The 13801-nt window shown below is 67.3% G+C and carries 15 protein-coding genes; 7 read left to right on the plus strand and 8 right to left on the minus strand.

Going from position 1 to position 13801, the window contains the following annotated elements:
• Positions 1–100: 100 nt before the first annotated feature.
• Positions 101–1567: a DUF2252 domain-containing protein gene (locus OIE74_RS18525; RefSeq protein WP_329384846.1), complete on the minus strand. Its 1467-nt coding sequence runs from the start codon at positions 1565–1567 to the stop codon at positions 101–103.
• A gap of 180 nt (positions 1568–1747) precedes the next feature.
• Positions 1748–2104 carry a winged helix-turn-helix transcriptional regulator gene (locus OIE74_RS18530; protein ID WP_329384849.1) on the minus strand — a complete coding sequence of 119 codons (357 nt, stop codon included), beginning with the start codon at positions 2102–2104 and terminating at the stop codon, positions 1748–1750.
• Between the two features lie 167 nt (positions 2105–2271).
• Between OIE74_RS18530 and OIE74_RS18535 the strand changes: the two genes are divergently transcribed.
• Together OIE74_RS18535 and OIE74_RS18540 are read left to right on the plus strand one after the other, a co-directional pair.
• Positions 2272–2883 carry an FMN-dependent NADH-azoreductase gene (locus tag OIE74_RS18535; RefSeq protein ID WP_329384852.1) on the plus strand — a complete coding sequence of 204 codons (612 nt, stop codon included), beginning with the start codon at positions 2272–2274 and terminating at the stop codon, positions 2881–2883.
• 600 nt (positions 2884–3483) lie between these two features.
• Complete coding sequence (locus tag OIE74_RS18540; protein ID WP_329384855.1) at positions 3484–5196, plus strand: AIPR family protein; 1713 nt, start codon at positions 3484–3486, stop codon at positions 5194–5196.
• Positions 5197–5264: 68 nt separating this feature from the next.
• On the opposite strand, the gene OIE74_RS18545 is transcribed toward OIE74_RS18540, so the two are convergent.
• A complete protein-coding gene (locus OIE74_RS18545; RefSeq protein WP_329384858.1) occupies positions 5265–5705 on the minus strand; it encodes an NUDIX domain-containing protein in 441 nt (146 codons plus the stop codon).
• 257 nt (positions 5706–5962) lie between these two features.
• Between OIE74_RS18545 and OIE74_RS18550 the strand changes: the two genes are divergently transcribed.
• Both OIE74_RS18550 and OIE74_RS18555 read left to right on the plus strand, forming a co-directional pair.
• Positions 5963–6985 (plus strand): TniQ family protein, encoded by a 1023-nt coding sequence (locus OIE74_RS18550; RefSeq protein WP_329384860.1) that lies wholly within the window; start codon positions 5963–5965, stop codon positions 6983–6985.
• A 372-nt stretch (positions 6986–7357) separates the two neighbouring features.
• Positions 7358–7666, plus strand: coding sequence for a DF family (seleno)protein (locus tag OIE74_RS18555; RefSeq protein WP_329384863.1), 309 nt, complete (start codon positions 7358–7360; stop codon positions 7664–7666).
• An 8-nt stretch (positions 7667–7674) separates the two neighbouring features.
• Here OIE74_RS18555 and trxB read toward each other — a convergent pair whose 3' ends face one another.
• Together trxB and OIE74_RS18565 are read right to left on the minus strand one after the other, a co-directional pair.
• Positions 7675–8673 carry a thioredoxin-disulfide reductase gene (gene trxB / locus OIE74_RS18560; RefSeq protein ID WP_329384866.1) on the minus strand — a complete coding sequence of 333 codons (999 nt, stop codon included), beginning with the start codon at positions 8671–8673 and terminating at the stop codon, positions 7675–7677.
• On the minus strand, positions 8670–9083 hold the full coding sequence (locus OIE74_RS18565) for an arsenate reductase ArsC (RefSeq protein WP_329384868.1): 414 nt from the start codon (positions 9081–9083) through the stop codon (positions 8670–8672). The genes trxB and OIE74_RS18565 overlap by 4 nt, the downstream gene beginning before the upstream one ends.
• A gap of 114 nt (positions 9084–9197) precedes the next feature.
• Here OIE74_RS18565 and OIE74_RS18570 point away from each other — a divergent pair, with 114 nt between their 5' ends.
• The 3 genes from OIE74_RS18570 (at position 9198) to OIE74_RS18580 (ending at position 11834) form a co-directional block, all read left to right on the plus strand.
• Entirely contained in the window at positions 9198–9506 is a 309-nt protein-coding gene (locus tag OIE74_RS18570; RefSeq protein ID WP_164251842.1) for an ArsR/SmtB family transcription factor, read from the plus strand.
• Positions 9503–10642 carry an ACR3 family arsenite efflux transporter gene (arsB, locus tag OIE74_RS18575; RefSeq protein WP_329384872.1) on the plus strand — a complete coding sequence of 380 codons (1140 nt, stop codon included), beginning with the start codon at positions 9503–9505 and terminating at the stop codon, positions 10640–10642. The genes OIE74_RS18570 and arsB overlap by 4 nt, the downstream gene beginning before the upstream one ends.
• Positions 10643–10715: 73 nt before the next feature.
• Positions 10716–11834, plus strand: coding sequence for an ArsO family NAD(P)H-dependent flavin-containing monooxygenase (locus OIE74_RS18580; RefSeq protein WP_329384875.1), 1119 nt, complete (start codon positions 10716–10718; stop codon positions 11832–11834).
• Here the strand turns inward: OIE74_RS18580 and OIE74_RS18585 are convergent.
• The 3 genes from OIE74_RS18585 to OIE74_RS18595 all read right to left on the minus strand — a co-directional run bounded on the left by OIE74_RS18585 (position 11812) and on the right by OIE74_RS18595 (position 13783).
• Positions 11812–12627: a sulfite exporter TauE/SafE family protein gene (locus OIE74_RS18585; protein ID WP_329384878.1), complete on the minus strand. Its 816-nt coding sequence runs from the start codon at positions 12625–12627 to the stop codon at positions 11812–11814. The two genes, OIE74_RS18580 and OIE74_RS18585, sit on opposite strands and share 23 nt — an antisense overlap.
• 242 nt (positions 12628–12869) lie before the next feature.
• Positions 12870–13385: a GNAT family N-acetyltransferase gene (locus OIE74_RS18590; protein WP_329384881.1), complete on the minus strand. Its 516-nt coding sequence runs from the start codon at positions 13383–13385 to the stop codon at positions 12870–12872.
• 29 nt (positions 13386–13414) lie between these two features.
• The gene (locus OIE74_RS18595) at positions 13415–13783 is read right to left on the minus strand and encodes an ArsR/SmtB family transcription factor (protein WP_329384884.1); all 369 of its coding nucleotides are present in this window, start codon (positions 13781–13783) and stop codon (positions 13415–13417) included.
• Positions 13784–13801: the final 18 nt, after the last annotated feature.

Consider the following 13801-nt stretch of genomic DNA (forward strand, 5'->3'; position numbering starts at 1 on the left):
CCGTCCAGCCTACGGGCGAACCCGCCCCCCTCCTTCACATCCCTGGTCCCACACCCCCGCGAGCTCCGCCGGTCCCGGCCCCCGCCGGGCCCCGTCGCCCTCACACCCCGAGCTCAGCGGCGATCCGCCCGCTCCTGACAGCCGTCACCAGCTCCGAGTGATCCGCCTCGGTCCGATCCGCGTACGCGACGGCGAAAGCCGCGACCGCCTCGTCCAGCTCCTCGTTCTTGCCGCAGTAGCCCGCGACGAGCCTCGGGTCCACGCTGTGCGCGTGCGCCCTGGCCAGCAGCGCGCCGGTCATCCGCGCGTAGTCGTCGACCTGGTCCGCCGGGAGCGCGGCCGGGTCCACACTGCCCTTGCGGTTCCTGAACTGCCGCACTTGATACGGCCTGCCGTCCACCGTCGTCCAGCCCAGCAGGTTGTCGCTCACGACCTGCATCCGCTTCTGCCCGAGCACCACCCGGCGCCCCTCGTGCTCCACACCCGGCGTCTCGAACCCCGCGGCCCCCACGAACGGCAGCAGCGCCGAAGCCCTCGCCTCCTTCACCTGAAGCACCAGCGCCTCGCCCCGGTGGTCCAGCAGCAGCACCACGTAGGAACGCGTCCCGACACTGCCCGTGCCGACCACCCGGAACGCCACGTCATGGATCGCGTACCGCGCGAGCAGCGGCAGCCGGTCCTCCGAGAGCGTGCCCACGTACTCACCGAGCGCCGCCGCGACCGCCGCGGCCTCCCCGTCCGGCACCCGCCGCAGCACCGGCGGCGCGTCGACGAACCGCCGCCGCGCCACCCCACCCGCAGCCCCGCCCTCGTCGCCGTCGCCGTCGCCGTCGTCCACGATCTCCGTCGACTTCGCGGCGAACCGCGCGCTCGTGTTCTTACGCGCCTTCTCCGACACCCGCTCCAGCGTGCCCATCAGGTCGCGCGCGTCCGTGTGGGAGACGAGCTCCTCGTCCGCGATCGCGTTCCACGCGTCCAGGGCCGACAGCTTCGACAGCAGCCGCATCGTGCGCCGGTACGCCCCCACGGCGTCCCTGGCGCCCCTGCGGCACGTCTCCTCGTCCGCACCCGCCTCCCGCCCGGCGAGCACCAGCGAGGTCGCGAGCCGCTTGACGTCCCACTCCCAGGGGCCGACCACCGTCTCGTCGAAGTCGTTCAGATCGATGACGAGGCGGCCTCGCGCGTCCCCGTACAGCCCGAAGTTCGCCGCATGCGCGTCACCGCAGATCTGCGCGCCCGCGCCGGTCACCGGTGTCCCCACCAGGTCGTGCGCCATCAATCCGGCCGCGCCCCGCAGAAACGCGAAGGGAGAAGCGGCCATCCGGCCCACCCGCAGCGGCGTCAGCTCGGGCACCCGCCCCCGGCTCGACTCCTCGACGGCCCGCACCGCGTCCGGCCGCGAGGCCGAGAGCACCAGCGAATCGTGCGACGACCTCGGCACCCGCTGCCGCAGTGCCTTCCCCGCGTCCTTCGGCGTGCTCCCCGCCCCGCCCGGCGCCATACGCCGCGCGAAACCCGGCACCACCGGAATGCGCTCGTCCGTCACCACCGAACCGGCCTCGCCCATGGCACGCCGCCTCCCCCGTACTCGCCCAACATCAACTGCCCACGACGTTACCCCCGCGCCCCACGGCCGTCTCCCCCTGTGGATAACCCCGCGAACCCCCCGCGCACACCCCGCGAACCCCCCGCGCACACCCCGCGAACACCCGGTTCCCGACGGTGCGGCCGGGTCCAACGACAGGCGCTACTCCATCTCCGGGCAGCCGCTCTCGCCAGCCAGATGCTTCTCGGCCCACCGCCCCAGTTCCCGCAGCGCGGGCTCCATCGCCGCCCCCGCGTCCGTGAGCCGGTAGGCGACCCGCAGCGGCGGCCCTTCGTCGACTTCTCGTACGAGCAGCCCCGCGCCCGCCAGCTCTGTCAGCCGGTCGGACAGCATGCGCTCGCTGATGCCGGGGATCGCCCGCCTCAACTCCGCGAAGTGCACAGCGCGTTGCATGAGGACGGAAACGATCAGGCCGGTCCACCTCTTGCCGAACAGTTCGAAGACGCGGGTCATCCCCACGTCCACCGGCTTGCACGCGTCCCCGTGGCTTCCCTCCATGGCTCCAGGGTACTGCGAACCCAAGAGGAACTAATAAAAAGTAAGCTACTGTGTTATCAATAGGTACGTACGGAAGTACGGCAACGCGAGCACCGGCACCCAGACCGGGTCGTATCCACCGCCCACCCGTACATCCGCTTGTCCGTGCATCCCCACTGGAGAACCTCATGGCCACCTTGCTGCACCTCGACTCCGCCGTTTCCCCGCAAGGATCCGCCTCGCGCGAAGTCACCGCCGCCTTCGTACAGAGCTGGCGCGAGCAGCACCCACAAGGCGAGGTCGTCTACCGCGATCTCGCGGCGGCCCCGCTGCCGCACCTGGACATCGCCGCCGTCGTGGCGGGCGCCGAGAACGCGCTGCGCGCCGAACTCGCCGCCGAGCTGGCGGCCGCGGACGCCGTTCTCATCGGCGCCCCGATGTACAACTTCACGATCCCGTCCACCCTGAAGGCATGGCTGGACCACGTGATCATCACCGGCCACAACGCCGGCGAGGACAGCCCGATCAAGGGCAGGCCGTTCACGGTCGTCGCCAGCCGGGGCGGCTCCTACGCGGCCGGATCCCCGCGCGAGGACTTCGAGTTCGTCCAGAACTATCTGGAGAAGGTGCTGAACGGCATGTTCGGCGTCGAGGTCGACTTCATCGTTCCCGAACTGACCCTGGCCCACCAGGTTCCCGCCATGACCGACCTCATCCCGCTCGCCGAAGCCTCCCGCGCGAAGGCGCAGGAAGAGGCCGCCGAGAAGGCCAAGGCCCTCGCCGCCCGCCTCGCCGCCTGACCCCGCGAGGACGGACCGACAGCGACGACGGACCAGGCAACATCGCGAGGACAGACCGGACAACACCGGCAGACCGACCCGCGCCCAAGGCCGTACCGGGTGCGGGCCGGCCCGTCTCCACCCCCGCTCCGCACGCGCCCGGTGACATGCGTCACCGCACCACCCACGCGCGCCACCACCCACGCTCGCCACCAGGCGCACCGGCAACACCGCACGCACCACCGGCCACACGCCCCGACAGCGGGATCCGGACATACGAGAAGCGGGCCTCCACCAGGACTTTCGTCCTTGGCGGAGACCCGCTTCCTCGGTCTCTTCTGGTGGGCAACCGACGAAATGCGCTGATCAGCGGCGATCTCTGCGCGTCCAAGATCTTTTCCCGCGAATCAAGCGGTCTTTTCCCACCGCGCTGGTCACCGAGGGTCTCAGCAGGATGTCTGCCAAGGCGCAGGCGGGGCAGAGTGGCGACCACAGGACAGAGTTACAGGCATACATAGCCGGATCACGTTCCGCCTCTTCCTGATCACCCTGTGCGATGGCTACGGTGGCCTCCGCACCTTGAGCATGTCTGTCAGAACTGGTGATCAGGGGGGGGGCCGCATGAAACGGCTGTGGGTCAGGCACGTCAAGGAGGCGCTGCACACGGGTTTCGCGGAACACATCGATATGAGTGACTACGCAAAAGCCAGCGACTCCGTCCGCGAAAAGTCCTTCCTGAGCCGATCCTTAGCGGCTCTCGCCGTACAGAGGTTCACCGAACTGTCTGCCGCCGAAGCGGCGGCCACAGTGGTCGACGGATCCGGCGACAACGGAATCGATGCCATCGCAATCGATCCCCTGCAGCGAAGGGTGATCCTTGTCCAGTCAAAGTGGGACGGTTCCGGGGACGGCAGCCTCGGATTGGGTGATTCCCGGCACTTTACGGCCGGGTTCAGGGATCTTCTTGACACGAAATTCGACCGGTTCAACGCACGGCTACGTGCCCAAGAGGCGAAGATCACGGACGCACTTGACGACGTCGATGTGACCTTCATCCTCGTAGTGGCGACCACCGGCCGAACCGACTTGGCCGCGCCCTCGTCTGCCGTTTTTAGCGACCTGCTCGATGAAATGAACGAGTCACAGCAGGTCGTATCCATGGAGACCCTGGGCTTGAGCGATTTCCATTCCTTCATATCCGAAGGATTGGGGGGTTCGCGAATCGACTTCGGCGTACAGCTGGAGAACTGGGGCACGGTAAGCGAGCCATATGAGGCCTACTACGGAGTGGTTACCGCTTCAAGCGTTGCGAACTGGTATGAGCATTTCGGGGATCGCCTTTTCTCTCAGAACATCAGGAAATCCCTGGGCAATACCAGTGTCAATGAGGCAGTCACGCACACGATCCTCAAGGATCCACAGCACTTCTGGTACTTCAACAATGGTGTGACAGCCCTGTGTGAAAGCGTAAAGAAGACCGCACGGGGTGCCGCCAGTCGCACTTTTGGTGATTTCTCGCTCACAGGCGTGAGCATCGTCAACGGCGCCCAGACGGTGGCCAGCATTCATCAAGCAGCACACAAGGGCGAAGCCGGCCTGGACGAAGCCATGGTGTGGGTTCGCTTTATCAGCCTTGAAGGATGCCCAGAAGGTTTTGCAACAGCGGTGACCAGGGCGACGAACACACAGAACACTGTGGAGACCCGAGATTTTGTCTCGCTGGACCCGGAGCAGGGCCGCCTGCGCACAGAATTGGTTCTCTCGCTCAAAAAGACATATTCGATCAAGCGTGGGGAGCCGGTTCCGAGTCCCGAACATGGCTGCACGGTGGTCGACGCCACAGTGGCTCTGGCGTGTGCGAACAGGGAGCCCAGTTTTGCGGTTATGGCGAAGAGCAGGATGGGAAGTCTCTGGGAGTCCATAGAAAAGGCCCCGTACCGAACACTCTTCAATCCGAGGATAGGACCCTATCGCGTATGGCGCTGCGTCGAAGTCATGCGAGAAGTTGACGCGACATTGACGCGTTTGAAGGGTCAGCTTGATGGGCGCCCGCGTTCCATCTGCCTCCAGGGGAATCGACTGGTTCTTCATCTGGTTTTCCGGGAACTCGATCTGCAGCGTATCGAGGATCCCGAGTACGACTGGTCATCGGAACTGAAACGTGTTCCTGGGCTGACCGAGCAGAGCTTGATGTCCCTCACGGAGTGCATCAATGAGGCCTATTCGAATAATTATCTGACCAGTCTTTTCAAGAACATTACGAAGTGCCGCGACTTGGTCCAGAAAGTTCGTTCCGAAAAGGAAGGAAGCAACAAGGAGATTGACGGGCAGTAATCCGAACCCTGACAGTCCGGACCCCCGGCACCATCGGAAGCTCCTCGAATGACCCGTCACTCCGTGAGTCAGTCCAGCGCGATTTCACCGTCTGGCAGCCACCCTTCCCAGTAGCCGTCCATGAGATCGAGTAGTTGTACTGGCTCGACGATCATGTTCGCCGAGCGCAGGCTCTCCGTAGTCCACCATCGCGCGGCCGGGCCCAGCGCACGGCCAACAGAGGTGGGCCAGCTTCCGGCAGCGGGCGCTACCAGGACCACGTACTGAGCGCCCGTCGGCTCTCTCCCGGCCTCCAGCCGGCCGATGACCGGCATGATCCGAACCGTGGGAAGTCCCAATTCTCGCCGCAGGTGGCGAACTGCGGCGCGACGCCTGGTCTCCCCGGGGCGGATCGGGATGCTCGGCACAGCCCAGACGTCACCCACGGGCGTAAGGAGGAGCTGCCGCTCCGAGGAGGAAAAGAGCACCGGGCGCACAGTGTCGCCGGTCTCGGGAGTTGCCTTGGTCATCCCCTCACTCTCCAATAGTGCTATTCGAATAGCACCATTTGGGTTCTATTGGGATGAGCGAAGGCGTCCCAAGGCGTAAACCACGAGGCAACCCGCAATCACTCACACCGGTGGTCTTGCGCCCATTCGCGGTTTCCGGTCCCACTCAGATCGAAGAATCTGCCTCATGGGAACAGCCGAGACGAGCTCCTCCACCCCGCCAGCCAAGCGCCGCAGCGGTAAGAAGACCGTGCCCGAGCCGCGCGCACCAGGGGGCGTTGCAGCCGCTCGAGGGGGAAGCACTGGGCAGCTGGATCGATGCCATGGCCAAGGACCGCGGCATCGCCGTCAAGCAACTCCTACGCGAGTTCCACCTGCACAAGCTCGGCACTCTCGCCATAGGACAGACACGGCTTCCCACGCCGGCGATCCTCCGGATCTGTCGCCTGACAGGAGTCGGCGAACCGGCTCTGCACGCGATGACGCTCGCACGCTTCGCGGGAAACGCGTTGCCTCACCTGCCCCCGAACCTCGAAGCGGATGCTGGTGCCATCGGACAGTGGCATGCAGGAGCGTGGCTCTGCGACCGGCACCTCCGCTGGTGCCCTCGCTGTCTTCGGGAGAACGGCCGACGCTGGTCTCTGCGCTGGTTGCTGCCCTGGACCTTCGCCTGCCTCAAGCACCGCGTCTATCTGGCGAGTGAGTGCCAGCGATGCCAGTCTGTCGTGACCCCCGGGGCAGACTGCACCTTCCCCTCACGTTGCGAGGCCGGCACGGCGAACGAGCGCTTTCATCGCTACGGATACGACGAGCGATGTGATTTCCCTGTCACCAAGTATCTTCCGGTGCCCGTAAGTGACAGCGCCGTCCTCTCCCTCCAAGCACGGATCAACGCATGGCTGGACGGAGCTCCGACGGCGGACGACAGAAGGCTCGTCTCGCTGACAGCCGTGCTCACCATGCTTCTCTCGCCGGCAATGCTCCGTCGCGGGGATCCTGTGCTTCTGTTCGCGGTTCGCAGTCTCCGCGCACCACGGCCATGGCAGGAGCGAGCACTGTGGACTGACCCCCTACGGGTTGCCGCTGCCGCGTGCGCCGCCGATCGCATGCTGCAAAGCAATGACTCCGCAGCGGAGGTAGCCCATTTGATCGCCGACTATCGCACTGTCGACTACCGGACGACGCCCTGGCGGCTGGACGCCATGGACTGGGCTTACGGGCCGGCGCTGCGTCCGAACGTCTACGTCGACGAGCTTGTACGCCGAGGAACGATCACCATCGGCTCCTACCACCTGCGCTGAGTTGATCGGTGCCACGGCCCGCCCGGCCGATCGCGCGCCCTGAGGCACCGAACAGAAGCCCTGGCGTCTTCGTGACGTTGATCGCCAGACTTCCCCCCCCCTCGCCCGGATAACAGACGCCGCTGCCGCTCCTCGCCCCGGGGCAACACAGAAGTCCGCAGATCCAAGCCATCACTTGAAGCTCATGACCGAGGCCGGACTCCTGAACCGCGAACGCCGCGGCACCTGGGCCTGGTTCTCCGTCAACCACGACGGCCTGCGCCGTGTCCGCGACATCCTGGACCGGCAACTGCCTGAGCGCCCCTGCCCGGTCACGCCGTCGGAGGAACAGCACCCCGAATCGGAGGGTGCGGCCGGGTACAGCATGGGCCCGTGGACATTGAACTGCTCTACTTCGACGGCTGCCCCAACTGGCACCTCACCCACGAACGCCTCACCGAAGCACTGAACGCCACCGGCAGCCCCGGCCAGGCGGTGCGCCTGCGCCCCGTGGACACGGACGCGACGGCCCAGGCTCTGCGCTTCCCCGGATCACCCACGATCCGCATCGACGGGCAGGACCCATTCCCGGCCCCAGGCGAAACCTACGGACTTACCTGCCGCCTCTACGCGACCCGCGACGGACTCGCCGGCGCACCTACCGTGGACCAGCTCGTCCAAGTCCTCACTCACGGACCGTAGACGAGGGGTCAGACGCCGGCGGGAGCCCTGCCCGGCTCGGCGGTGTTCGCACCGCTCGCGGCGTTCTCGGTGTCGGTGAGAGCGGCGAGGTAGCGCTCGGCGTCCAAGGCGGCGGCGCAGCCGGTGCCGGCTGCGGTGATGGCCTGGCGGTAGGTGTGGTCGACGACGTCGCCGGCGGCGAAGACGCCGGGGATGTTTGTGCGTGTGGAGGGGGCGTCGACCTTGAGGTAGCCCTCGTGGTCCAGCTCCAGCTGGCCGGTGAAGAGTTCAGTGCGCGGGTCGTGGCCGATCGCGATGAACAGGCCCGTCGCGTCGAGGTCTCGGGTCTTGCCGGTGAAGGTGTCCCGCAGGACGAGGCCGGAGAGCATGCCGCCCTCCTCCTTGATCTCCGCGATCTCGCTGTCGAACGCGAAGGAGATCTTGTCGTCGGCGAAGGCGCGGTTCTGCATGACCTGCGAGGCGCGGAGGGCGGAGCGGCGGTGGACGACGGTGACGGAGCTGGCGAAGCGGGTGAGGAAGGTGGCCTCTTCCATCGCGGTGTCTCCGCCGCCGACGACGACGATGTCGCGGCCTTTGAAGAAGAATCCGTCGCACGTGGCGCACCAGGACACGCCGCGCCCGGAGAGTTCGTCCTCGCGCGGCAGTCCGAGCTTGCGGTAGCCGGAGCCGGTCGCCACGATCACGGTCTTCGCGCGGTGAACCGTCCCCTGTGAGTCGGTGAGTTCCTTGACCGAGCCGGTCAGGTCGACGGAGACGATGTCGTCGTCAACCATCTCCGCACCGAACTTCTCCGCCTGGGCCCGCATGTTCTCCATGAGGACCGGCCCGTCGACCCCGTCGGGGAAACCGGGGAAGTTCTCGACCTCGGTGGTCGTCGTCAGCGCGCCGCCGACGAAGATCGAGCTGCCGAACAGCAGCGGCTTCAGCTGCGCACGGGCCGCGTAGAGCGCGGCGGTGTAGCCGGCGGGGCCTGAACCGATGACGATGACATCACGTATCCCGCTCATGCCGTCGTCCCCGGCGCGATCTCCTCGATCAGCACCTCGACGCGCTTTTTGATCTCGTCGCGGATGGGGCGTACGGCTTCGACGCCCTGGCCGGCCGGGTCGTCCAGCGTCCAGTCGAGGTAGCGCTTGCCGGGGAAGACGGGGCAGGTGTCGCCGCAGCCCATGGTGATGCAGACGTCCGACTCCTTGACCGCGTCGACGGTGAGGATCTTCGGGGTCTCCGCGGAGATGTCGATGCCGACCTCGGCCATCGCCTCGACGGCGGCGGGGTTTACGGCGTCGCCGGGGTTCGATCCGGCCGAGCGGACCTCGACGCGGTCCCCCGCGAGATGGGTCAGCCAGGCAGCGGCCATCTGGGAACGGCCGGCGTTGTGGACACACACGAACAGCACAGAAGGCTTGTCAGACATCGAGGGGGTCTCTTGTTTCTCACGGGCGACGCCAGGCGTCACGTGACAAAGTCAGGCACCAGTGACATCAGCACCCGGTGGCGTCAGTCGCCACTGATGTGACAGTATCAGCCCATGATGACGTCAGTCGACACTGACCTGATCCGGGTTCTCGCGGACCCGCTCAGGATGCAGATCGTGACCCTGCTCGCCCGCGAGACGCTCTGCACCACGCATCTGGTCGAGGAGACCGGCGCCCGGCAGACGAACCTCTCGAACCACCTGCGGGTCCTGCGCGAAGCAGGCGTGGTGGAGACGGAACCGTGCGGGCGCTTCACGTACTACAAGCTCCGGCCCGACGTCATCGCCCAGCTCGCGGGCCAGTTCTCCGACCTGGCCGCCTCCGCCCGTACCGCTGCCGAGAACAAGAGGGCCTGTCCGTGACCCCCACCGAACCGACCGCTGCCGCCGCCACAACTCCGCAGAGCGGAGAGGACGCCTCGGTCGTCGCCAAGCTCTCGACGCTGGACCGGTTCCTGGCGGTGTGGATCCTGCTCGCCATGGCCCTGGGTCTCGGGCTCGGCCGGCTGATCCCAGGACTGAACGACGCGCTCGCCAAGGTCGAGATCGGCGGCATCTCCCTGCCGATCGCCGTCGGCCTGCTGATCATGATGTATCCCGTACTGGCGAAGGTCCGCTACGACAAGCTGGACGCCGTCACCGGGGACAAGCGGCTGATGGTCTCGTCCCTCGCGGTCAACTGGATCGCCGGCCCGGCCGTCATGTTCGCGCTGGCCTGGATCTTCCTGCCGGACCTGCCCGAGTACCGCACCGGCCTGATCATCGTCGGCCTCGCCCGCTGCATCGCCATGGTCATCATCTGGAACGACCTCGCCTGCGGCGACCGCGAAGCAGCCGCCGTCCTCGTCGCCCTCAACTCCGTCTTCCAGGTCATCGCCTTCGGCCTGCTCGGCTGGCTCTACCTCGACCTGCTCCCCGGCTGGCTCGGCCTGGGCGACGGCGAGAGCCTCGACATCTCCATGTGGAAGATCGCGCTGAACGTCGTCATCTTCCTCGGCGTCCCCCTGCTGGCCGGCTTCCTGACCCGCCGTCTGGGCGAGAAGAAGATGGGCCGCGAGTCCTACGAGTCCACGTTCCTGCCGAAGATCGGCCCCTGGGCCCTGTACGGCCTGCTGTTCACGATCGTCATCCTCTTCGCCCTCCAGGGAAAGACGATCACCTCACAGCCCATGGACGTCGCCCGGATCGCACTCCCACTGCTGGTGTACTTCGCGATCATGTTCTTCGGCACCTTCGCGCTCGGCAAGGCCATCGGACTGGCCTACGACCGCACCACGACCCTGGCGTTCACCGCGGCCGGCAACAACTTCGAACTCGCCATCGCCGTCGCCATCGCCACCTTCGGCGTCACCTCCGGCCAGGCACTGTCCGGCGTCGTCGGCCCCCTCATCGAAGTCCCCGTCCTCATCGGGCTCGTCTACGTCTCCCTGGCCTGGCGGCGGAAGTTCGCCCCCACGGCGATCACCACCAGCACGGCGACGAATACGGCGAACCGCTGATGGAGGGTCCCAACTGCCCGGCACACCCACGCACCAAAGGACACGTCGCGGGCACGGCGGGCCCGCGACCGCGATGACCGATGTGGTGGTGATCGGCGGCGGCCAGGCCGGGCTCGCCGCCGGTTACCATCTGCGCCGCCTCGGCCTGGACTTCGTCGTCCTCGACGCCCAGTCCAGGGTGGGCGGCGCATGGCAGCACGCCTGGGACTCGCTGCGCCTGTTCTCCCCGGCGGCGTTCTCCTCACTGCCGGGCAGGCTCATGCCCTCGCAAGCGGGTCAGGAATACCCGGACGCCGGGCACGTCGTGGACTACCTCACCGACTATGAACACCGCTACGACCTGCCCGTACACCGGCCGGTGCGCGTGAACGCCGTACGACGAGACGGCACACGACTGCGAGTCGAGACAGACCACGGTGCCTGGTCCGCGCGAGCCGTGATCTCGGCGACCGGTACGTGGTGGCGGCCGTTCCTGCCCGCCGTCCCCGGCATGAACGTTTTCACCGGCCGCCAGCTTCACACCGCCGACTACCGGACCCCGGCCGAGTTCGCCGGGCAGCGCGTCGTCGTGGTCGGCGGAGGCAACTCCGGCGCCCAGGTAGCGGCCGGCCTCGCCCACAGCACGGAGCTGACCTGGGTGACTTCACGCCCGCCGCGCTTCCTCGCCGACGACATCGACGGCCGCGCCCTGTTCGACACTGCGACCGCCCGCCGCCGCGCACTCGACGAAGGCCGCACGGACACAGGCGGCGTCGCCTCGCTCGGCGACATCGTCGCCGTACCTCCCGTACGCGAAGCCCGCGACGCCGGACTGCTCAAAGCCCAGCCCATGTTCGACCGCCTCACCTCCGACAGCGCCGAATGGTCCGACGGCACAAGCACCAAGATCGACACCGTCATCTGGTGCACCGGCTTCCGCCCCGCCCTCTCCCACCTCGCCCCGCTCGCCCTGCGCGGACCACGCGGCCACATCCCCACGAACGGCACACAGGCCGCGGGCGAACCCCGTCTCCACCTGCTCGGCTACGGCGACTGGACCGGCCCCGCCTCCGCCACCCTCATCGGCGTCGGCCGCCCCGCCCGAGACGCGGCACGCGACATCGCCGCCCTGCTGCTGACCGTGCAGCAACGCTTCGTACCGGCGCACTGTAGGCAGCAGGGGGCGAAGGTCAGTCATGACGGGCGAGCTTGACGGCGGAAACGAGCAGGATCACGGCCAGCGCGGGGATGAGCACCAGGTCCGGGAACACGCCAAGGAGCAGTCCTCCCAGCACCGCCCCGGCGATCGAGCCCGCAATCATGATCAGTGTGAAGCGGCGGTTGGCGCCCAGCACGGCGAAACTGCCGTCACGGCTGTAGCGGGCGAAGGCCACCAGCATCGTGGGCAGCGACACCAACAGCGAGAGACTTCCCGCCGTCTTGATGTCCACCGCGAACAGCAGCACGATCGTGGGGATCAGCAACTCGCCCCCGGCCACGCCCATGATCGCCGCGACCACCCCGATACCGAACCCGGCCACGACTCCACAGGGGACCTGCGCCCACAGCGGCAGGTCGAGCGTCCCCAGTGCGGTGGTGTGGGTGATCATCAGGGCGACGGCCATGAGCACCATCAGGGCGGCCAGCACCTTGTACAGGGTGGAACTGCGCATCCGCACCGCCCAGGCCGCTCCGGCCCAGGCGCCCAGCAGACTCCCGGCGAGCAGGTTGACCGCGACCGGCCAGCGTACGGCCACCTCGGCGGCCGAGACCGCTGCCATCCGGGCGGGCAGCGCGACCAGGACCACGACCAGGCTCATCGCCTTGTTCAGGATGACCGCAGAGAGCGCGGCGAACCCGAAGAAGCTGATGAGCAGCGGCAACCGGAACTCCGCGCCGCCCAGGCCGATCATTCCCCCCAGAACGCCGATGGCCGCACCCGTACCGAACACCACAGGCATCGAGCGTGTCGAACGCAGGGGAACGAGGTTCTGGTCGGTGGTCATGGCGGGCATCTTCGCTGGTCACGTCTCTGGCCCGCTAGGGCGCAGCCTCATCGTCGGGGAAGAACACCGCGCTCACATCCGGATTTACCCGGGACCGATACAGGCAGGCGATCAGCGGTCACTCCAAAGGCTCCGGCCATCAAGGTCCCCGACAACGTCACGCGCCCGGTCGATGTCGATACTCATCACCGCATCGTTCCCAGTGCCTCTGACGTCGCGCCCGGCCTTTACGAGGGTGCCCTTCAGACGACCTTGGTGCTGCGGCGTTCGATGAGGAGGACGTCGCGCCAGACGCCGTGGTGGCGGCCGACGCGTTCGCGGGTGCCGATGATGCGGAAGCCGGCTCGTTGGTGAAGTGCGAGGCTGGCGGTGTTCTGGGGGAAGATGCCGGACTGGATGGTCCAGATGCCGGCGGCCTCAGTGGATTCGATCAGCGCGCCGAGCAGTGCGGAGGCGATACCGCGCCCTCGGGCACCGGGGTGGACATACACCGAGTGCTCGACAACTCCCGCGTACGCGGGGCGGTTTGATACGGGTGCAACGGCTGCCCAGCCCGCTACCGTGCCGTCGTCGGCGAGGGCGGCGAAGCGGTGCTCGGGCAGTTTCGCCGTGTCGAAGGACTCCCAGGACGGTGTTGCGGTTTCGAAGGTCGCGTTGCCCTCGTCGATGCCGGCCTGGTAGATCGCCAGCACCTCGTCGGCGTGCGCGGCTCGGAGCGGCACGATGACGGTGGGCGCCCGTCCGACGTGGGTGGACACGGTGTGGCTCCTGTGGGTCGGGGCGAAGGTCAGGTGCCGGCCGCGGTGGTCAGCAGCTGGCCCATCGCCGCCAGAACGCTGGGCTCCACCCGGTAGTAGACCCAGGTGCCTCGCCGCTCGGACGTCAGCAGTCCGGCGTCCTTGAGCTTCTTCAGGTGGTGGGAGACGGTCGGCTGGGAGACACCGACGTCGGAGATGTCGCACACGCACGCCTCGCCGCCCTCGTGCGAGGCGACGGCCGAGAACAGGCGGAGCCGGACCGGGTCGCCGAGCGCCTTGAACATCCTGGCGGCCACTTCGGCCTCTTCGGCGCTGAAGGGCCGTTCGGTCAGCGGCGGGCAGCACGGCGCGACGGCAGCCTCGGGCTCCAGCAGCGGCAACACCTGCACATTCGACATACGTCTATGTTGACACAC

Origin of the sequence: Streptomyces sp. NBC_01716 (genome assembly GCF_036248275.1) — a bacterium.
In the GTDB taxonomy this organism is placed as follows: Bacteria; Actinomycetota; Actinomycetes; order Streptomycetales; family Streptomycetaceae; genus Streptomyces.

Excerpts from the sequence above, each read along its gene's own strand:
- OIE74_RS18585 (WP_329384878.1), bottom strand. The coding sequence starts at position 12,627 with ATGACCACCGACCAGAACCTCGTTCCCCTGCGTTCGACACGCTCGATG.
- OIE74_RS18530 (WP_329384849.1), bottom strand. The coding sequence starts at position 2,104 with ATGGAGGGAAGCCACGGGGACGCGTGCAAGCCGGTGGACGTGGGGATG.
- OIE74_RS18580 (WP_329384875.1), top strand. The coding sequence starts at position 10,716 with ATGACCGATGTGGTGGTGATCGGCGGCGGCCAGGCCGGGCTCGCCGCC.
- OIE74_RS18540 (WP_329384855.1), top strand. The coding sequence starts at position 3,484 with ATGAAACGGCTGTGGGTCAGGCACGTCAAGGAGGCGCTGCACACGGGT.
- OIE74_RS18595 (WP_329384884.1), bottom strand. The coding sequence starts at position 13,783 with ATGTCGAATGTGCAGGTGTTGCCGCTGCTGGAGCCCGAGGCTGCCGTC.
- OIE74_RS18545 (WP_329384858.1), bottom strand. The coding sequence starts at position 5,705 with ATGACCAAGGCAACTCCCGAGACCGGCGACACTGTGCGCCCGGTGCTC.
- OIE74_RS18525 (WP_329384846.1), bottom strand. The coding sequence starts at position 1,567 with ATGGGCGAGGCCGGTTCGGTGGTGACGGACGAGCGCATTCCGGTGGTG.
- OIE74_RS18570 (WP_164251842.1), top strand. The coding sequence starts at position 9,198 with ATGATGACGTCAGTCGACACTGACCTGATCCGGGTTCTCGCGGACCCG.
- OIE74_RS18565 (WP_329384868.1), bottom strand. The coding sequence starts at position 9,083 with ATGTCTGACAAGCCTTCTGTGCTGTTCGTGTGTGTCCACAACGCCGGC.
- OIE74_RS18535 (WP_329384852.1), top strand. The coding sequence starts at position 2,272 with ATGGCCACCTTGCTGCACCTCGACTCCGCCGTTTCCCCGCAAGGATCC.
- trxB (WP_329384866.1), bottom strand. The coding sequence starts at position 8,673 with ATGAGCGGGATACGTGATGTCATCGTCATCGGTTCAGGCCCCGCCGGC.